This window comes from Cronobacter condimenti 1330 (genome assembly GCF_001277255.1).
GTDB lineage: Bacteria > Pseudomonadota > Gammaproteobacteria > Enterobacterales > Enterobacteriaceae > Cronobacter > Cronobacter condimenti.
The window spans coordinates 1-19,839 of sequence record NZ_CP012264.1; the positions used below are offsets into that span (position 1 = coordinate 1).

19 protein-coding genes are annotated in these 19,839 nt (G+C 53.8%); all 19 read left to right on the plus strand.

All coding sequences use genetic code 11. The features are described from left to right. Positions 1-17 precede the first annotated feature (17 nt). The 19 genes from mnmG to phoU all read left to right on the plus strand — a co-directional run bounded on the left by mnmG (position 18) and on the right by phoU (position 19,805). Complete coding sequence (gene mnmG / locus AFK62_RS00005) at positions 18-1,907, plus strand: tRNA uridine-5-carboxymethylaminomethyl(34) synthesis enzyme MnmG (protein ID WP_007677752.1); 1,890 nt, start codon at positions 18-20, stop codon at positions 1,905-1,907. A 57-nt stretch (positions 1,908-1,964) separates the two neighbouring features. Beyond that, positions 1,965-2,588, plus strand: coding sequence for a 16S rRNA (guanine(527)-N(7))-methyltransferase RsmG (gene rsmG, locus AFK62_RS00010; RefSeq protein ID WP_007677753.1), 624 nt, complete (start codon positions 1,965-1,967; stop codon positions 2,586-2,588). A 611-nt stretch (positions 2,589-3,199) separates the two neighbouring features. Continuing rightward, a complete protein-coding gene (gene atpI, locus AFK62_RS00015; protein WP_007677754.1) occupies positions 3,200-3,580 on the plus strand; it encodes a F0F1 ATP synthase subunit I in 381 nt (126 codons plus the stop codon). 8 nt (positions 3,581-3,588) lie between these two features. After that, the gene (gene atpB, locus AFK62_RS00020; protein ID WP_007677757.1) at positions 3,589-4,407 is read left to right on the plus strand and encodes a F0F1 ATP synthase subunit A; all 819 of its coding nucleotides are present in this window, start codon (positions 3,589-3,591) and stop codon (positions 4,405-4,407) included. Positions 4,408-4,457: 50 nt separating this feature from the next. Beyond that, positions 4,458-4,697, plus strand: a complete 240-nt coding sequence (gene atpE, locus AFK62_RS00025; protein ID WP_000429386.1) for a F0F1 ATP synthase subunit C — start codon at positions 4,458-4,460, stop codon at positions 4,695-4,697. 65 nt (positions 4,698-4,762) lie between these two features. Beyond that, positions 4,763-5,233 carry a F0F1 ATP synthase subunit B gene (gene atpF, locus AFK62_RS00030; protein WP_004386171.1) on the plus strand — a complete coding sequence of 157 codons (471 nt, stop codon included), beginning with the start codon at positions 4,763-4,765 and terminating at the stop codon, positions 5,231-5,233. Between the two features lie 14 nt (positions 5,234-5,247). Beyond that, positions 5,248-5,781 carry a F0F1 ATP synthase subunit delta gene (gene atpH / locus AFK62_RS00035; protein ID WP_007677759.1) on the plus strand — a complete coding sequence of 178 codons (534 nt, stop codon included), beginning with the start codon at positions 5,248-5,250 and terminating at the stop codon, positions 5,779-5,781. Positions 5,782-5,793: 12 nt separating this feature from the next. Beyond that, positions 5,794-7,335, plus strand: coding sequence for a F0F1 ATP synthase subunit alpha (atpA, locus tag AFK62_RS00040; RefSeq protein WP_007677761.1), 1,542 nt, complete (start codon positions 5,794-5,796; stop codon positions 7,333-7,335). A gap of 50 nt (positions 7,336-7,385) precedes the next feature. Continuing rightward, positions 7,386-8,249 (plus strand): F0F1 ATP synthase subunit gamma, encoded by an 864-nt coding sequence (atpG, locus tag AFK62_RS00045; RefSeq protein WP_007677763.1) that lies wholly within the window; start codon positions 7,386-7,388, stop codon positions 8,247-8,249. Positions 8,250-8,275: 26 nt separating this feature from the next. After that, positions 8,276-9,658 carry a F0F1 ATP synthase subunit beta gene (gene atpD / locus AFK62_RS00050; protein WP_007677766.1) on the plus strand — a complete coding sequence of 461 codons (1,383 nt, stop codon included), beginning with the start codon at positions 8,276-8,278 and terminating at the stop codon, positions 9,656-9,658. A gap of 20 nt (positions 9,659-9,678) precedes the next feature. Then, a complete protein-coding gene (locus AFK62_RS00055; RefSeq protein WP_032984721.1) occupies positions 9,679-10,098 on the plus strand; it encodes a F0F1 ATP synthase subunit epsilon in 420 nt (139 codons plus the stop codon). 636 nt (positions 10,099-10,734) lie between these two features. Beyond that, positions 10,735-12,105 carry a bifunctional UDP-N-acetylglucosamine diphosphorylase/glucosamine-1-phosphate N-acetyltransferase GlmU gene (gene glmU, locus AFK62_RS00060; RefSeq protein ID WP_032984722.1) on the plus strand — a complete coding sequence of 457 codons (1,371 nt, stop codon included), beginning with the start codon at positions 10,735-10,737 and terminating at the stop codon, positions 12,103-12,105. 227 nt (positions 12,106-12,332) lie between these two features. Further along, positions 12,333-14,162, plus strand: coding sequence for a glutamine--fructose-6-phosphate transaminase (isomerizing) (gene glmS, locus AFK62_RS00065; RefSeq protein ID WP_007677776.1), 1,830 nt, complete (start codon positions 12,333-12,335; stop codon positions 14,160-14,162). A gap of 83 nt (positions 14,163-14,245) precedes the next feature. Then, positions 14,246-14,863, plus strand: a complete 618-nt coding sequence (locus AFK62_RS00070) for a hypothetical protein (RefSeq protein WP_007677782.1) — start codon at positions 14,246-14,248, stop codon at positions 14,861-14,863. 252 nt (positions 14,864-15,115) lie between these two features. Beyond that, positions 15,116-16,156 (plus strand): phosphate ABC transporter substrate-binding protein PstS, encoded by a 1,041-nt coding sequence (gene pstS / locus AFK62_RS00075; protein WP_007677784.1) that lies wholly within the window; start codon positions 15,116-15,118, stop codon positions 16,154-16,156. Positions 16,157-16,348: 192 nt separating this feature from the next. Then, complete coding sequence (pstC, locus tag AFK62_RS00080) at positions 16,349-17,308, plus strand: phosphate ABC transporter permease PstC (RefSeq protein WP_007677788.1); 960 nt, start codon at positions 16,349-16,351, stop codon at positions 17,306-17,308. Beyond that, complete coding sequence (pstA, locus tag AFK62_RS00085; RefSeq protein ID WP_007677791.1) at positions 17,308-18,198, plus strand: phosphate ABC transporter permease PstA; 891 nt, start codon at positions 17,308-17,310, stop codon at positions 18,196-18,198. Before pstC ends, pstA begins: the two co-directional genes overlap by 1 nt. A gap of 49 nt (positions 18,199-18,247) precedes the next feature. After that, on the plus strand, positions 18,248-19,021 hold the full coding sequence (gene pstB / locus AFK62_RS00090) for a phosphate ABC transporter ATP-binding protein PstB (RefSeq protein WP_032984723.1): 774 nt from the start codon (positions 18,248-18,250) through the stop codon (positions 19,019-19,021). A gap of 58 nt (positions 19,022-19,079) precedes the next feature. Further along, on the plus strand, positions 19,080-19,805 hold the full coding sequence (phoU, locus tag AFK62_RS00095; protein WP_007677797.1) for a phosphate signaling complex protein PhoU: 726 nt from the start codon (positions 19,080-19,082) through the stop codon (positions 19,803-19,805). Positions 19,806-19,839 lie beyond the last annotated feature (34 nt).

A 19,839-nucleotide genomic window follows, 5' to 3' on the forward strand; every position in this document is an offset into this window, starting at 1 on the left:
CGCGAGGTCATACCAACATGTTTTATCCGGATCCTTTTGACGTCATTATCATTGGCGGGGGTCATGCAGGTACCGAGGCCGCAATGGCCGCTGCACGCATGGGTCAACAGACCCTGCTTTTGACACACAATATCGACACGCTGGGCCAGATGTCCTGCAACCCGGCGATCGGCGGTATTGGTAAAGGACATCTGGTTAAGGAAGTTGATGCCCTCGGCGGGCTTATGGCGAAAGCGATCGACCATGCGGGTATCCAGTTTAGGATACTAAACGCGAGCAAAGGACCGGCGGTGCGCGCCACCCGCGCTCAGGCGGATCGCGTTCTGTACAAGCAGGCCGTGCGTACGGCACTTGAGAATCAACCGAACCTGATGATCTTCCAGCAGGCGGTAGAAGACCTGATCGTGGAAAACGATCGCGTCGTTGGCGCCGTCACGCAGATGGGCCTGAAATTCCGCGCTAAAGCCGTCGTGCTGACCGTCGGTACTTTCCTCGATGGCAAAATCCATATCGGCCTTGATAACTACAGCGGTGGTCGTGCAGGCGATCCGCCTTCCGTACCGCTGGCGCGTCGACTGCGTGAACTGCCGCTGCGCGTGAGCCGTCTGAAAACCGGCACACCGCCGCGTATCGATGCGCGTACCATTGATTTCAGCGTGCTGGATCAACAGCATGGTGACAACCCGATGCCGGTTTTCTCGTTTATGGGATCGGCGGATCAACATCCGCGCCAGGTGCCGTGCTACGTCACCCATACCAACGAAAAAACCCATGACGTGATCCGCAATAACCTCGATCGCAGCCCAATGTACGCCGGCGTTATCGAAGGGATCGGTCCACGGTATTGCCCGTCGATCGAAGATAAAGTTATGCGCTTTGCCGATCGCAATGCACACCAGATCTTCCTGGAGCCTGAAGGGCTGACCAGCAATGAAATTTATCCGAACGGTATCTCAACCAGCCTGCCGTTCGATGTGCAGATGCAAATTGTCCGTTCCATGAATGGCATGGAAAACGCGAAAATTGTTCGTCCTGGCTACGCCATTGAGTACGACTTTTTCGATCCGCGTGACCTTAAGCCGACGCTGGAAAGCAAATATATCCAGGGTCTTTTCTTTGCCGGCCAAATCAACGGCACAACCGGTTACGAAGAAGCCGCCGCGCAGGGCCTGCTGGCGGGTCTGAACGCCGGACGTTATTCTGCTGAGAAAGAGGGCTGGGCGCCCGGTCGCTCTCAGGCCTATCTTGGCGTCCTGGTTGACGACCTTTGCACGCTGGGCACGAAAGAGCCGTATCGTATGTTTACCTCACGTGCGGAATACCGCCTGATGCTGCGTGAAGACAATGCCGATTTACGCCTGACGGAAGTCGGGCGCGAAATGGGACTGGTCGACGATGCACGCTGGGCGCGTTTCAACGAGAAGCTGGAAAATATCGAACGCGAGCGTCAGCGCCTGAAAAGCACCTGGGTAACGCCGTCTTCGGCGACCGTGGGAGAGATTAACTCAACACTTACCGCGCCGCTTTCCCGTGAAGCCAGCGGCGAAGATCTGCTGCGACGCCCGGAAATGACCTATGCTCAGTTGACCACGCTGTCGGCATTTGCTCCGGCGTTGGAAGACTCACAGGCGGCAGAGCAGGTTGAAATTCAGGTGAAATACGAAGGCTACATTGCCCGTCAGCAGGATGAGATCGAAAAACAGCAGCGCAACGAAAGTACGCTACTGCCGGCGACGCTTGATTATCGCCAGGTTTCTGGCCTCTCCAACGAGGTTATCGCGAAGCTTAACGATCATAAACCGGCATCGATAGGCCAGGCATCACGCATCTCCGGGATCACGCCTGCCGCCATCTCTATTTTGCTGGTCTGGCTGAAAAAACAGGGGTTGCTGCGCCGCAGTGCCTGAGTTGGGATTCTTTTCGGGCCAGCTTATGTCTGGCCCTTTTTACATGGAAAAACCGTCGTGCTGAATACACTGACCCGCCTGCTTGATGACGCAGGAATTTCGCTGCCCGAACACCAGAAAGCCCAGCTGGTGGCTTATGTCGATATGCTGAACAAGTGGAACAAAGCCTATAACCTGACTTCCGTGCGCGATCCCGGCGAGATGCTGGTGCGTCACATCATGGACAGTATTGTCGTGGAGCCGCACCTGCAGGGCTCTCGCTTTATCGACGTCGGCACTGGCCCGGGTTTGCCAGGCGTTCCGCTGGCGATTGTACGTCCTGACAGCCATTTCACGCTGCTGGACAGCCTCGGTAAGCGCGTGCGCTTTTTACGTCAGGTGCAGCATGAACTGAAGCTTGAAAACATCACGCCCGTGCAGAGCCGCGTCGAAGCGTTTCCTGCCGAGCCGGCATTTGATGGCGTTATCAGCCGGGCGTTTGCATCGCTCTCCGATATGGTGAACTGGTGCCATCATCTGCCGGGCGACGCGGGTCGTTTTTATGCGCTGAAAGGACAGCGTCCCGATGATGAAATCGCTGTCCTGCCGGAAGGGTTTGGTGTTGAAGAAATCATCCGCTTGTCTGTTCCCCGTCTCGATGGTGAACGCCATCTGGTTATCCTTAAAGCAAACAGAACTTAATATTTATCAAAAAAAGTGGAATTAAGAGGCGGGTTTTAAGCTTGTAAAAACAGAACGGCAGGCCGTAATAACAACATCTTATTTCACTTTTTATTAACTTGTTTGCAGCTTAGATATAACGAAGCACCATTTGCGCTAAAAACTTAATAGTCACGCACGAAAATATAAGGGTGCTATGCTGGCGTCTTGTAGTGATAACAAGACGTAAATTGTTTCCTGTAGATGTCAATGAAAGGTTTTTAGGGTGTTTCGGGGTGTTTTAAAAAAAGTAGGCGTTAAAGTTATTTAAATTCAAAAAGTTGCTATTAGCTCATTACTAAATGATGTGACAAAGCTTGAGCAGTAATTGTTTATAATGTGATCTTGTGCACGCTTTATTCGCAAGGTTCACGCGCAATTTGCAGTTTTCGCTTTTACTTCGCAGTTTGCGGGAAAGTTGAAAAAAAGTGGTTCTGAAAATTATTTAAACATTTATTCACCTTTTGGCTACTTATAGTTTGAAATCACGTGCTCGCCCCGTATAATTTGAGCGCTTTTTGAGGCTTGACTCAGAGCGTCAAAGAACGTTTTATACGACACGCGACATACCTCGAAGGGAGCAGTAGCAAAAAATGTCTGCGTCGCTCATGAGTAAAAAAGTGGCCCGCAAGCTTCTGCTTATCCAGTTAATCGCGGTTGTGGCAGCAGGATTACTGTTTTGTCTCAAAGACCCTTTCTGGGGGTACTCTGCAGTATGCGGGGGGCTGGCAGTGTGGTTGCCGAATGTGCTGTTTATGAATTTTGCCTGGCGTCATCAGGCGCATACACCCGCTAAAGGCCGCGTGGCCTGGTCTTTCGCCTTCGGCGAAGCGTTTAAGGTGGTTGCGACCTTTACCCTGCTGGTGGTGGCGCTGGCGTGTTTGAAGGCGGTTTTTTTACCGCTGATAGTGACGTGGGTTTCGGTGCTGGTTGTGCAGATACTGGCGCCAGCTGTAATTAACAACAAAGGGTAAGAGGCATCATGTCTGCAGGAGAAATCTCGACGCCGCAGGAGTACATTGGCCATCATCTGAGCAACCTTCAGATTGACCTGCGTACATTCTCGCTGGTAGATCCGCATAACCCCCCGGCCACCTTCTGGACGCTCAACATCGACTCGATGTTTTTCTCGGTGGTGCTGGGCCTGTTATTCCTGGTTCTGTTCCGTAGAGTCGCGAAACATGCGACCAGCGGCGTGCCGGGCAAATTCCAGACCGCGGTAGAGCTGATTATCGGTTTTGTGCATGGTAGCGTGAAAGACATGTACCACGGCAAAAGCAAGCTCATTGCGCCGCTGGCCCTGACGATTTTCGTCTGGGTATTCCTGATGAACCTGATGGATTTGCTGCCTATCGACCTGCTGCCGTATATCGGCGAGCACGTATTTGGCCTGCCTGCCCTGCGCGTGGTGCCGTCTGCGGACGTGAATATCACTCTTTCCATGGCGCTTGGCGTATTTATCCTCATTCTTTTCTACAGCATCAAAATGAAAGGCGTTGGCGGCTTTACTAAAGAGCTGACGCTGCAGCCGTTCAATCACCCGGTATTTATCCCGATCAACCTGATTCTGGAAGGTGTAAGCCTGCTGTCCAAACCGGTTTCTCTCGGTCTGCGACTGTTCGGCAACATGTATGCCGGTGAGCTGATTTTCATTCTGATTGCGGGCCTTCTGCCTTGGTGGTCACAGTGGATTCTGAATGTGCCATGGGCCATTTTCCACATCCTGATCATTACGTTGCAGGCCTTCATTTTCATGGTTCTGACGATTGTCTATCTGTCGATGGCATCTGAAGAGCATTGATTTTTTACTCAACACTACTGCGTTTTAACTGAAACAAACTGGAGACTGTCATGGAAAACCTGAATATGGATCTGCTGTACATGGCTGCCGCTGTGATGATGGGTCTGGCGGCAATCGGTGCTGCGATCGGTATCGGCATCCTCGGGGGTAAATTCCTGGAAGGCGCTGCGCGCCAGCCTGATCTGATTCCTCTGCTGCGTACTCAGTTCTTTATCGTAATGGGTCTGGTGGATGCTATCCCGATGATCGCTGTGGGTCTGGGTCTGTACGTGATGTTCGCCGTCGCGTAGTAAACAGAAGTTGTCTGAATTACCAGGCAATATCAGAACATTAACCAGATAAGAGGCATTGTGCTGTGAATCTTAACGCAACAATCCTCGGCCAGGCCATCGCGTTTGTCCTGTTCGTTCTGTTCTGTATGAAGTACGTATGGCCGCCAATTATGGCTGCCATCGAAAAACGTCAGAAAGAAATTGCTGACGGTCTGTCTTCTGCAGAACGCGCTAAAAAGGATCTGGAGCTTGCACAGTCCAACGCGACCGACCAGCTGAAAAAAGCGAAAGCGGAAGCCCAGGTGATTATTGAGCAGGCAAACAAACGCCGCGCTCAGATCCTGGACGAAGCGAAAGCTGAAGCAGAGCAGGAACGTAACAAAATCGTGGCGCAGGCTCAGGCCGAAATCGAAGCCGAGCGTAAACGTGCCCGTGAAGAGCTGCGCAAGCAAGTTGCTATCCTGGCTGTCGCTGGCGCCGAGAAGATCATTGAACGTTCCGTGGATGAAGCTGCTAACAGCGACATCGTGAATAAACTGGTCGCTGAACTGTAAGGAGGGAGGGGCTGATGTCTGAATTTGTAACGGTAGCTCGCCCCTACGCCAAAGCAGCTTTTGACTTTGCCGTCGAACACCAAAGCCTCGACCGCTGGCAGGAAATGCTGGCGTTTGCCGCTGAAGTGGCCAAAAACGAACAGATAGCTGAGCTTCTCTCTGGCGCCCTGGCGCCAGAAACGCTCGCTAAGTCGTTTATCGCAATCTGTGGTGACCAGTTAGACGCCAACGGCCAGAACCTGATTAAGGTAATGGCAGAAAATGGTCGTCTGAAGGTGCTTCCTGACGTTCTTGAGCAGTTCATTCAGTTACGCGCAGCCCTTGAGGCTACCGTTGAAGTCGAAGTGACTTCTGCCAGCGCGCTGAGCGATGAACAGCTTTCGAAAATCAGCGCCGCGATGGAAAAACGTCTGTCACGCAAAGTGAAGCTGAATTGCAAAATTGATAAGTCTGTAATGGCAGGCGTTATCATCCGTTCGGGTGATATGGTCATTGACGGCAGCGTGCGCGGCCGTCTTGAGCGCCTTGCAGACGTCTTGCAGTCTTAAGGGGACTGGAGCATGCAACTGAATTCCACCGAAATCAGCGAACTGATCAAGCAGCGCATTGCTCAGTTCAATGTTGTGAGCGAAGCTCATAACGAAGGTACTATCATTTCTGTAAGCGACGGTGTTATCCGCATTCACGGCCTGGCCGATTGTATGCAGGGTGAGATGATCGCTCTGCCGGGTAACCGTTACGCTATCGCACTGAACCTGGAGCGCGACTCCGTAGGTGCAGTCGTTATGGGTCCGTACTCTGACCTCGCCGAAGGCATGAAGGTGAAGTGTACTGGCCGTATTCTTGAAGTGCCGGTTGGCCGTGGCCTGCTGGGCCGTGTGGTTAACACCCTCGGCGCACCGATCGACGGTAAAGGTCCGGTTGAACACGATGGCTTCTCCCCAATCGAAGTTATCGCGCCGGGCGTTATCGATCGTCAGTCCGTAGATCAGCCTGTACAGACCGGTTATAAGTCTGTTGACGCCATGATCCCAATCGGTCGTGGTCAGCGTGAGCTGATCATCGGTGACCGTCAGACCGGTAAAACCGCAATGGCTGTTGATGCCATCATCAACCAGCGTGATTCCGGCATCAAATGCGTATACGTAGCTATCGGCCAGAAAGCGTCCACCATTTCTAACGTGGTACGTAAACTGGAAGAGCACGGTGCGCTGGCCAACACTATCGTTGTTGTTGCGACTGCATCTGAATCTGCTGCGCTGCAGTACCTGTCACCGTATGCCGGTTGTGCCATGGGTGAGTACTTCCGTGACCGTGGCGAAGATGCACTGATCGTTTACGATGACCTGTCTAAACAGGCTGTAGCTTACCGTCAGGTTTCCCTGCTGCTTCGTCGTCCGCCTGGACGTGAAGCATTCCCGGGTGACGTGTTCTACCTCCACTCCCGTCTGCTGGAGCGCGCATCCCGCGTTAACGCGGAATACGTGGAAAACTTCACCAAAGGTGAAGTGAAAGGTAAAACCGGCTCCCTGACCGCACTGCCAATCATTGAAACCCAGGCGGGTGACGTTTCTGCGTTCGTTCCGACCAACGTAATTTCTATTACCGATGGTCAGATCTTCCTGGAAACCAACCTGTTTAACTCCGGTATTCGTCCGGCGGTTAACCCGGGTATCTCTGTATCCCGTGTAGGTGGTGCTGCTCAGACTAAGATCATCAAGAAACTGTCCGGTGGTATCCGTACCGCGCTGGCACAGTATCGTGAACTGGCTGCGTTCTCTCAGTTCGCTTCCGATCTGGACGAAGCAACCCGTAAACAGCTGAGCCACGGTCAGAAAGTGACCGAGCTTCTGAAGCAGAAACAGTATGCGCCGATGTCTGTTGCACAGCAGGGTCTGGTACTGTTCGCGGCTGAACGCGGTTACCTTGAAGATGTGGAACTGGCGAAAATCGGTAGCTTCGAAGCCGCGCTGCTGGCTTACGCTGACCGTGAACACGCTCCGCTGATGCAGGAAATCAACCAGACCGGTGGTTACAACGACGAGATCGAAGGCAAGCTGAAAGGCCTCCTCGACTCCTTCAAAGCAACCCAGTCCTGGTAACGTCTGGCGGCTTGCTGTAAGGCAAGCCGCAAGGCATTGAGGAGAAGCTCATGGCCGGCGCAAAAGAGATACGTAGTAAGATCGCAAGCGTCCAGAACACGCAAAAGATCACTAAAGCGATGGAAATGGTCGCCGCTTCCAAAATGCGTAAATCGCAGGATCGCATGGCGGCCAGCCGTCCTTATGCAGATACCATGCGCAAAGTGATTGGTCACCTTGCTACCGGTAATCTGGAATATAAGCACCCTTACCTGGAAGAACGCGACGTTAAGCGCGTGGGCTACCTGGTGGTGTCGACTGACCGTGGTCTGTGCGGCGGCTTGAATATTAACCTGTTCAAGAAGCTGCTGGCGGATATGAAAGTATGGTCTGATAAAGGTGTTCAGTGCGACCTCGCAATGATCGGCTCTAAAGGCGTTTCTTTCTTTAACTCAGTAGGCGGCAACATTGTGGCGCAGGTCACTGGCATGGGAGACAACCCTTCCCTGTCCGATCTGATTGGCCCGGTAAAAGTGATGTTGCAGGCTTACGATGAAGGCCGTCTGGACAAGCTTTACATTGTCAGCAACAAATTTATTAACACCATGTCTCAGGCTCCGACCATCACTCAGCTGCTGCCGCTGCCGGCATCAGAAGACGGTGAGTTGAAGCACAAATCCTGGGATTACCTGTACGAACCCGATCCGAAGGCGCTGCTGGATACTCTGCTGCGTCGCTATGTCGAATCGCAGGTTTATCAGGGTGTGGTTGAAAACCTGGCCAGCGAGCAGGCCGCACGAATGGTGGCGATGAAAGCCGCAACCGATAATGGCGGCAGCCTGATTAAAGAGCTGCAGTTGGTGTACAACAAAGCTCGTCAGGCCAGCATTACTCAGGAACTCACCGAGATCGTCTCGGGGGCCGCCGCGGTTTAACCAGGTTATTTCGTAGAGGATTCAAGATGGCTACTGGAAAGATTGTCCAGGTAATCGGCGCCGTGGTGGACGTCGAGTTCCCTCAGGATGCCGTACCGAAAGTGTACGATGCCCTTGAGGTAACGAATGGTAATGAGCGTCTGGTGCTGGAAGTCCAGCAGCAGCTCGGCGGCGGTATCGTGCGTACCATCGCGATGGGCTCTTCCGACGGTCTGCGTCGTGGTCTGCCTGTTGCAGACCTTGAGCACCCGATTGAAGTGCCGGTAGGTAAAGCGACGCTGGGTCGTATCATGAACGTCCTGGGTCAGCCGATCGACATGAAAGGCGACATCGGTGAAGAAGAGCGTTGGGCGATTCACCGCGCAGCGCCGTCCTATGAAGAGCTGTCCAGCTCTCAGGAACTGCTGGAAACTGGCATCAAAGTTATCGACCTGATGTGTCCGTTCGCGAAGGGCGGTAAAGTCGGTCTGTTCGGTGGTGCGGGTGTAGGTAAAACCGTAAACATGATGGAGCTCATTCGTAACATCGCGATCGAGCACTCCGGTTACTCTGTGTTTGCAGGCGTAGGTGAGCGTACCCGTGAAGGTAACGACTTCTACCACGAAATGACCGACTCCAACGTTCTGGATAAAGTATCCCTGGTGTACGGCCAGATGAACGAGCCGCCGGGAAACCGTCTGCGCGTTGCGCTGACCGGCCTGACCATGGCTGAGAAATTCCGTGATGAAGGTCGTGACGTTCTGCTGTTCGTCGATAACATCTATCGTTACACCCTGGCCGGTACTGAAGTATCCGCACTGCTGGGCCGTATGCCTTCAGCAGTAGGTTACCAGCCGACCCTGGCGGAAGAGATGGGCGTTCTGCAGGAGCGTATCACCTCCACTAAAACCGGTTCTATCACCTCCGTACAGGCGGTATACGTACCGGCGGATGACTTGACTGACCCGTCACCAGCCACCACCTTTGCGCACCTTGACGCAACCGTGGTACTGAGCCGTCAGATTGCGTCCCTGGGTATCTACCCGGCCGTTGACCCGCTGGATTCTACCAGCCGTCAGCTGGACCCGCTGGTTGTTGGTCAGGAACACTACGACACCGCGCGTGGCGTGCAGTCTATTCTGCAGCGTTACCAGGAACTGAAAGACATCATCGCCATCCTCGGTATGGACGAACTGTCTGAAGAAGACAAACTGGTGGTAGCTCGCGCGCGTAAGATCCAGCGCTTCCTGTCTCAGCCGTTCTTCGTGGCAGAAGTATTTACCGGTTCTCCGGGCAAATATGTGTCGCTGAAAGACACCATCCGTGGCTTTAAAGGCATTATGGAAGGTGAATACGATCATCTGCCGGAGCAGGCGTTCTACATGGTTGGCTCCATTGATGAAGCCGTGGAAAAAGCCAAAAAACTTTAACGCCTTAATCGGAGGGTGACATGGCAATGACTTACCACCTGGATGTCGTCAGCGCAGAGAAACAGATGTTCTCTGGTCTGGTCGAGAAAATCCAGGTTACGGGTAGCGAAGGCGAGCTGGGGATTTACCCGGGCCACGCGCCGCTGCTCACCGCCATTAAGCCTGGTATGATCCGCATCGTGAAACAGCACGGCCACGAAGAGTATATCTATCTCTCCGGCGGCGTGATGGAAGTGCAGCCGGGCAACGTAACCGTACTGGCTGACACCGCGATTCGCGGCCAGGATCTCGACGAAGCGCGAGCCCTGGAAGCGAAGCGTAAAGCGGAAGAGCATATCCGTAGCTCCCACGGTGACGTGGACTACGCTCAGGCTTCCGCTGAGCTGGCCAAGGCGATCGCCAAACTGCGCGTTATCGAGTTGACCAAAAAAGCGATGTAACACCGGCTTGAAAGTTGAAAGCCAGCCTGGGCGACCCGGCTGGCTTTTTTTATGTCTTCCTTATTCTGATGAAACACGGTTTTATTATTTTTGTGATATCTGTCACGAAAATCTTGATCGGTTTAAAAAAGCAGCGTAAACTCATTTTTGTGAAGTAAGTCACAAAAATGAGTCTGGAGGACATATGAAACTTATCAATAAAATTATTTCTTATTTCAATAACATGAGCGTATCTTTCGGTACTTTCAATCTGTAACGCTTCTGTTTTGCCAGTGCGTTTCCTGCACGGCATAAACGAAAAGGTCGCTGAGAAGCGGCCTTTTTGGTTTCAGGTTTCTCCCCATCTTTCCACTGCTTTTAGCAGGAGACTTCTCTTGTGAAGGCACTGACGTATCTCCTCATAGCTTTATTCCAGCCGCAAAAAAACAGCATCCCTTTGTTTTCATAAGTGATAAAGCATATGAATGCATTGATTGCCCTTTTTTTAGCCCTTCATCATGCATTAAGCGTCTATGTAACGTGGTAAAACAGAAGAAAAGCAGCGATTTGCCATAGCCCCGTTTTATGCTGAAAAATATGTAGAATTCTGGGCAGTAAATCGCTTTACTTCACTCACTTTCATAAGACAGGACGCCTATGTCTAATCATGCTATGAGCGTTGTGATCCTTGCCGCTGGCAAAGGCACTCGCATGTACTCTGATCTCCCTAAAGTGCTGCACACTCTGGCCGGGAAGCCGATGGTGCAACATGTTATCGACGCCGCTAAGCATGTCGGCGCACAGAACATCCATCTGGTATACGGTCACGGCGGTTCGCTGCTCCAAAACACGCTGAAAGACGCGTCACTGAACTGGGTATTGCAGGCAGAACAGCTCGGGACTGGCCACGCGATGCAACAGGCGGCGCCCTTCTTCAACGATGATGAAGATGTGCTGATGTTGTATGGCGACGTGCCGCTGATCTCTGTCGATACGCTGCAACAGCTCTGCGCGACAAAACCGCAGGGCGGTATCGGCCTGTTAACCGTTAAGCTCGACGATCCCACCGGCTACGGACGCATTACTCGTGAAAATGGCAAGGTCTCCGGTATCGTGGAGCATAAAGACGCGAGTGACGAACAGCGCCTGATTAATGAAATCAATACCGGCATTCTGGTCGCCAACGGCGCAGACCTGAAACGCTGGCTGTCAAAGCTTGATAACAACAATGCGCAGGGTGAGTTTTACATCACCGATATCATCGCGATGGCCTGGAACGAAGGCCGTGAAATAGCCGCTGTGCATCCACAACGCTTGAGCGAAGTTGAAGGGGTGAACAACCGCCTGCAACTGGCGCGTCTTGAGCGCGTTTATCAGGCTGAGCAGGCGGAAAAACTGCTGCTCGCAGGCGTTATGCTGCGCGATCCGGCGCGTTTTGATCTGCGCGGCACCCTGAAACATGGGCGTGATGTCGAGATCGACGCTAATGTAATTATCGAAGGCGATGTCGTGCTGGGCGATCGTGTGAAAATCGGCGCAGGCTGCATCATTAAAAACAGCGTGATTGGCGAAGGCTGTGAGATCAGCCCTTACAGCGTGGTGGAAGACGCACGTCTGGACGCCGCCTGCACCATCGGTCCGTTTGCGCGTCTGCGTCCTGGCGCCGAACTGCTCGAGGGCGCGCATGTCGGCAACTTTGTTGAGATGAAAAAAGCGCGACTGGGCAAAGGTTCTAAAGCGGGCCATCTGACTTATCTGGGCGATGCCGAGATTGGCGATAACGTTAATATCGGCGCAGGCACCATCACCTGTAACTACGACGGCGCTAACAAGCATAAAACCATTATTGGTGACGATGTCTTTGTCGGCTCCGACACCCAGCTGGTGGCGCCCGTCACGGTTGCGAAAGGCGCGACCATTGCTGCGGGCACTACCGTGACGCGCAACGTCGCCGAAAACGAACTGGTGCTGACGCGTGTGCCTCAGGTGCACAAACAGGGCTGGCGTCGTCCGGTGAAGAAAAAGTAACCACGCGGCGGGTGGCGTTAGGTTCACCCGCCCCATCATTGAGTCTGTCTGATAACGCATCGCCGTCATCAGGCAAACCCGGGTGAGGAGATAACGATATATTTCCCGCCCACATGTAGTACCTATAACAATAACCCCACTCTCTACAAGGCTCGGGGCGCCCGGAAAACGGGTAAACACAGGTCGTCGACAACGCATGGCGAAATGCCATTGTCAGGAAATTAATTATGTGTGGAATTGTTGGCGCTGTAGCGCAACGTGATATTGCTGAAATCCTTCTCGAAGGTTTACGTCGTCTTGAGTACCGCGGCTATGACTCCGCCGGTCTCGCCGTGGTGGACAGCGCCGGGCAGATGACTCGTCTGCGCCGTCTGGGCAAAGTTCAGATGCTGGTTCAGGCGGCGGAAGAGCACCCGCTGCACGGCGGCACCGGTATTGCACATACTCGCTGGGCGACCCACGGCGAGCCTTCTGAAGGCAACGCGCACCCGCATGTCTCCGGGCCGATCGTGGTTGTGCATAACGGCATTATCGAAAACCACGAACCGCTGCGCGAACTGCTGAAAACGCGCGGCTACGAATTTGTGACTGAAACCGACACCGAAGTGATCGCGCACCTCGTTCACTGGGAACTGGATCAGGGCGGCACGCTGCGTGAGGCAGTGCTGCGCGCTATTCCTCAGCTGCGCGGCGCTTACGGCACCGTTATCATGGACAATCGCGATCCGAGCACCCTGCTGGCGGCCCGTTCCGGCAGCCCGCTGGTGATTGGCCTTGGCATGGGCGAAAACTTTATCGCCTCTGACCAGCTGGCGCTGCTGCCGGTGACCCGCCGCTTTATCTTCCTCGAAGAGGGCGATATCGCGGAAGTGACGCGTCGCTCTGTCGCGCTCTTCAACACTCAGGGCGAAACGGTTTCACGTCCGGAAATCGAATCCAACGTGCAGTATGACGCGGGTGACAAAGGCATCTACCGTCATTACATGCAAAAAGAGATCTACGAGCAGCCGAACGCGATCAAAAACACCCTGGCCGGGCGTATTAGCCACGGCGAAGTGGATTTAAGCGAGCTGGGCCCGAATGCTGATGAACTGCTGTCGCAGGTTGAGCACATTCAGATCGTCGCGTGTGGCACGTCGTACAACTCCGGTATGGTTTCCCGCTACTGGTTTGAAGCGCTGGCTGGCGTGCCGTGCGATGTCGAAATCGCATCGGAATTCCGCTACCGCAAATCCGCCGTACGTCGCAACAGCCTGATGATCACGTTGTCGCAGTCTGGCGAAACCGCCGATACCCTGGCGGCGCTGCGTCTGTCCAAAGAGCTGGGCTATCTCGGCTCGCTTGCTATCTGCAACGTGCCTGGCTCTTCGCTGGTGCGTGAGTCCTCGCTCGCGCTGATGACCAAAGCCGGGACGGAAATCGGCGTGGCGTCGACCAAAGCGTTCACCACGCAACTGACCGTGCTGTTGATGCTGGTGGCGAAGCTAAGCCGCCTGAAAGGCGCAGACGCCGCCATTGAGCACGATATTGTTCATGGTCTGCAGGCACTGCCGAGCCGTATTGAACAGATGCTGTCTCAGGACAAACGCATTGAAGCGCTGGCGGAAGATTTCTCCGACAAGCACCATGCGCTATTCCTGGGCCGTGGCGATCAGTACCCGATTGCGCTGGAAGGCGCGCTGAAGCTCAAAGAGATCTCCTACATTCACGCCGAAGCTTACGCGGCAGGCGAGCTCAAGCACGGCCCGCTGGCACTCATCGATGCCGATATGCCGGTTATCGTTGTGGCGCCGAATAACGAACTGCTTGAGAAGCTGAAGTCTAACATCGAAGAAGTTCGCGCCCGTGGCGGCGTGTTGTATGTCTTCGCCGACCAGGACGCCGGTTTCAGCAGCAGCGACAACATGAACATCATCCCGATGCCGCATGTTGAAGACGTTATCGCGCCAATCTTCTACACGGTTCCGCTGCAGCTTCTGGCTTACCACGTCGCGCTCATCAAAGGCACCGACGTTGACCAGCCGCGTAACCTGGCGAAGTCCGTCACCGTGGAATAACCCATTTGCATACGTGTTATGCTCTGAAGAGGTTGCCGGGAGGCAGCCTCTTTTTTTTCACAACATTATGAAACGGATGGGTTATGTCGTTCATGCAACGCCTCGCCGACACACGTTTTTATCAGCTCATCACTTATAGCGCAGAGGTGGATGACGATATCGCCCACCGCAGGCTGCACCAGCTGAAGCTCAAAATGGCACAGCGTCATCACCTGCCGAAAGCCCGCTTGATCGGCACCTCGTCGTTTTATCATGTACTGGTGGGCTGCGCATACGTGATGTTTTTTAGCGCGGCGCTGAATATCGCGGCGCTACGCCCGGCGTTTTCCATCCTGTGGGTTATCGGCGGGGCAGCATGGCTTATCGTGCTGGTAGGCATTTCGGTGGCGATTGAGAAAGGTCGACGCGCGGGGATGGTTTTGTTCCTGTACGGTTGGTTTTTCCATCTCATCTTAAACCTGACGGCGCTCGCGGTTGGGCTTGTTTGCTGGCCACTTTCCTGGATGTTCTGGCTATGCTGGGGCAGCGGCGCGCTGATGGTCTGGATAGCCTGGCGGCTGATGAACAGTCGCGAAATGTTTAACCTTATCCACTGGTGCCTGGCTATAAAAATGCGCCGCTTCCATACCACAGCGCTTCAGCGCCCTTCAGAAAAACGTGTGTTAAAGCGAAGAAAAAACCGTGAAATGCGGAGCCGATAATGCGGCCGCATTTATGACAAATTGCCGTTTTAGGCTACGTTTAACGTGTCATAAAAAGAAAATTTTTCTTTCATATCTGTGTCATAAAATAGCGTAATTTGTTGAATTTAATGTTTTTTATTTAAGTTAAACTCACGCGTCCTGCGCTGTCATAAAACTGTCATAATTCGTACATTTATCTGTCACCAAACTGTCCTATTTTGCTCAACGTAGCCACGAAACAATAAATTACGAACACCAGCAGGAGACATTATGAAAGTTATGCGTACCACCGTCGCAACTGTTGTCGCCGCGACCTTTTACCTGAGCGCTTTCTCCGCTTTCGCGGCAGCAAGTCTGACTGGCGCGGGCGCAACATTCCCGGCGCCGGTGTATGCCAAATGGGCGGATACCTACCAGAAAGAAACGGGTAACAAGGTAAACTACCAGGGTATCGGCTCCTCCGGTGGCGTGAAACAAATCATTGCTAACACGGTTGATTTTGGTGCTTCTGACGCACCGCTTTCTGACGAAAAACTGCAGCAAGAAGGTCTTTTCCAGTTCCCGACCGTGATCGGCGGCGTGGTGCTGGCGGTTAACCTGCCGGGCTTCAAATCTGGCGAGCTGGTGCTCGATGGCAAAACCCTCGGCGACATCTACCTCGGCAAAATCAAAAAGTGGGATGACGAGGCGATTGCCAAACTGAACCCGGGCAAAAAACTGCCTTCTCAGAACATCGCCGTGGTGCGTCGTGCTGACGGTTCCGGTACATCCTTCGTTTTCACCAGCTATCTGGCGAAAGTTAACGACGAGTGGAAATCCAAAATCGGCTCCGGCTCTACCGTTAACTGGCCAACCGGCCTCGGCGGTAAAGGCAACGACGGCATCGCTGCGTTCGTACAGCGTCTGCCAGGCTCTATCGGCTACGTGGAATACGCATACGCCAAACAGAACAACCTGACCTACACCAAACTGGTTTCTGCTGACGGCAAACCGGTGTCTCCGACCGAAGAAAGCTTCGCGAATGCTGCCAAAGGCGCTGACTGGAGCAAATCTTTCGCTCAGGACCTGACCAACCAGAAAGGTGACGAGGCGTGGCCTATCACTTCCACCACGTTCATTCTGGTCCACAAAGAGCAGAAGAAACCTGAGCAGGGTGCTGAAGTGCTGAAGTTCTTCGACTGGGCCTACAAGTCAGGCGCGAAACAGGCTAACGACCTGGATTACGCCTCACTGCCGGACAGCGTGGTTGAGCAGGTTCGTGCCGCATGGAAAACCAACGTGAAAGACAGCAGCGGTAAAGCACTGTACTAAATACCCGTCATATTTCGAGCCGCAGCTGTATTGGCTGCGCTTGTTCACCCCAGTCACATCGTGAATCTGTGCGCCTGGGGCTTCACAAGCTTGCCGCCTTGCTGCAACTCGAATTATTTAGGGTATAGCATTACGTTAGCCAGGAAGCGCGATAAAATGCGCGCTTTCTGGCCCAAACTTAAAGAGTGAAATATGGCTGCCACCAAGCCTGTATTTAACCCCCCAGGTAAAAAGGGCGATATGATTTTCAGCGCGCTGGTCCGACTGGCTGCGCTGATTGTGCTATTGCTGCTGGGCGGGATTATTGTGTCGCTTATCATCTCTTCCTGGCCGAGCATGGAAAAATTCGGTTTTTCCTTCCTCTGGAACAAGGAATGGGATGCGCCCAATGAAAACTTTGGCGCGCTGGTGCCCATTTACGGCACGCTGGTGACCTCCTTTATCGCTTTGCTGATCGCGGTTCCCGTGAGCTTCGGCATCGCACTGTTTCTGACCGAACTGGCGCCAGGCTGGCTGAAACGCCCGCTGGGTATCGCTATTGAACTGCTGGCGGCCATTCCAAGTATCGTGTACGGCATGTGGGGGCTGTTTATCTTCGCCCCGCTGTTCGCGACCTATTTTCAGGAGCCGGTCGGCAACGTCCTTTCTGCCATCCCGTTTATCGGCGCGCTGTTCTCCGGCCCGGCGTTCGGTATCGGTATTCTGGCGGCGGGTGTGATTCTCGCCATCATGATAATCCCTTACATCGCGGCCGTTATGCGCGATGTGTTCGAACAGACCCCGGTGATGATGAAAGAGTCGGCCTACGGCATTGGCTGCACCACCTGGGAAGTTATCTGGCGCATCGTTCTGCCGTTCACCAAAAATGGTGTGATTGGCGGTGTCATGCTCGGACTTGGCCGTGCACTTGGCGAAACCATGGCGGTCACCTTTATCATCGGTAACACCTACCAGCTCGACAGCCCGTCGCTCTATATGCCCGGTAACAGCATTACCTCTGCGCTGGCAAACGAGTTTGCCGAGGCGGAATCCGGCCTGCATGTAGCGGCGCTGATGGAACTGGGCCTGATCTTGTTTGTGATTACCTTTATCGTGCTGGCGATTTCCCGTCTGATGATTATGCGTCTGGCGAAAAACGAGGGGGCGCGCTGATGGCGACGATGGAACTGCAAACCACCACTCAGCTTGCGGAATCGCGCCGTAAGATGCAGGCGAAGCGACGCATGAAAAACCGCATCGCGCTGACGCTCTCTATGGCGACCATGGCGTTCGGTCTCTTCTGGCTTATCTGGATCTTAATCTCTACGGTCTCACGCGGCTTTGACGGTATGTCGCTGGCGCTGTTCACCGAAATGACGCCGCCGCCAAACACCGCAGGCGGTGGGCTGGCAAATGCGCTGGCGGGCAGCGGCCTGCTTATTCTGTGGGCAACGGTCATTGGGACGCCGCTTGGCATCATGGCGGGCATCTATCTTGCGGAATATGGCCGTAAGTCGTTCCTCGCCGAGGTTATTCGTTTTATTAACGACATTCTGCTGTCTGCGCCTTCTATCGTCGTCGGCCTGTTCGTCTACACCATCGTGGTCGCGCAGATGGAGCACTTCTCCGGCTGGGCTGGCGTCATTGCCCTCGCCCTGTTGCAGGTGCCGATTGTTATCCGCACCACCGAGAACATGCTCAAGCTGGTGCCAGACAGCCTGCGTGAGGCGGCTTACGCGCTGGGTACGCCGAAGTGGAAGATGATTTCCGCCATTACGCTTAAAGCCTCTGTCTCCGGCATTCTGACCGGCGTACTGCTGGCGGTGGCGCGTATTGCGGGCGAAACCGCGCCGCTGCTCTTTACCGCGCTTTCTAACCAGTTCTGGAGCACGGATATGATGCAGCCTATCGCCAACCTGCCGGTGACGATTTTCAAATTCGCCATGAGTCCGTTTGCCGAATGGCAACAGCTCGCCTGGGCGGGCGTACTGATTATCACGCTTTGCGTACTGTTGCTGAACATCCTGGCGCGCGTGCTGTTCGCCAAACGTAAACACGGTTAATTTTTTGACGGCGTGGCGCATCGCGACGCCGGATAAGGAAAAGATTGAGATGAGTATGGTTAATACGACCCCGGACAAGATTCAGGTTCGCGATTTGAACTTTTACTACGGGAAATTCCATGCCCTGAAAAACATCAGCCTGGATATCGCGAAGAACGAAGTGACCGCGTTTATCGGCCCGTCAGGCTGCGGCAAATCGACGCTTTTGCGCACCTTTAACAAAATGTTCGAGCTCTACCCGGAGCAGCGTGCGGAAGGCGAGATCCTGCTGGATGGCGAAAATATTCTGAACCAGGCTCAGGATATTGCGCTGCTGCGCGCCAAAGTAGGCATGGTCTTCCAGAAACCAACGCCGTTCCCGATGTCAATTTACGACAATATCGCCTTCGGCGTGCGTCTGTTTGAGAAACTCTCCCGCGCCGATATGGACGAGCGCGTGCAGTGGGCGTTGACCAAAGCCGCATTATGGAATGAAACCAAGGATAAACTGCACCAGAGCGGATACTCTCTCTCCGGTGGTCAGCAACAGCGTCTGTGTATCGCTCGCGGTATCGCGATTCGCCCTGAAGTGTTGTTGCTTGATGAGCCGTGCTCCGCGCTGGACCCGATTTCTACCGGTCGTATCGAAGAGCTCATCACCGAGCTTAAGCAGGATTACACCGTGGTTATCGTGACGCATAACATGCAGCAGGCCGCGCGCTGTTCTGATCACACGGCGTTTATGTACCTCGGCGAGCTGATCGAGTTCAGTAATACCGACGATCTCTTCACCAAGCCGAAAATGAAACAAACCGAAGACTATATTACCGGTCGCTACGGTTGATATGCCCTGATATGTCATGTGGGCCGCTTTTGAATTTATCGGGCATGTGGAGTGCTAAATGGATAATCTGAATCTGAATAAACATATTTCCGGTCAGTTTAACGCTGAGCTGGAATACATTCGCACCCAGGTGATGACTATGGGCGGGCTGGTGGAGCAGCAGCTCTCCGATGCGATCACCGCCATGCACAACCAGGACAGCGAACTGGCCAAACGCGTCATCGACGGCGACAAAAAGGTCAACATGATGGAAGTGGCGATTGATGAAGCCTGCGTGCGCATCATCGCCAAGCGTCAGCCGACGGCGAGCGATCTGCGTCTGGTGATGGCCATTATCAAAACCATCGCCGAGCTGGAGCGTATCGGCGACGTGGCGGACAAAATTTGCCGCACCGCGCTGGAAAAATTCTCTCAGCAACATCAGCCGCTGCTGGTCAGCCTGGAGTCGCTCGGTCGTCATACCGTACAAATGCTGCATGATGTGCTGGACGCTTTTGCGCGTATGGACCTCGATGAAGCCGTGCGTATCTATCGTGAAGATAAGAAAGTGGATCAGGAGTATGAAGGCATCGTGCGTCAGCTGATGACCTACATGATGGAAGATTCACGTACGATCCCAAGTGTGTTGACCGCGCTGTTCTGCGCACGCTCTATCGAGCGCATCGGCGATCGCTGTCAGAATATCTGCGAATACATTTTCTATTTCGTGAAAGGCCAGGATTTCCGCCATGTCGGCGGCGACGAGCTGGATAAACTGCTCGCCGGTAAAAATCCGAAAGAATAAGCCTGCCGCCCTCGTCCCGCGCGAGGGCTTTTTT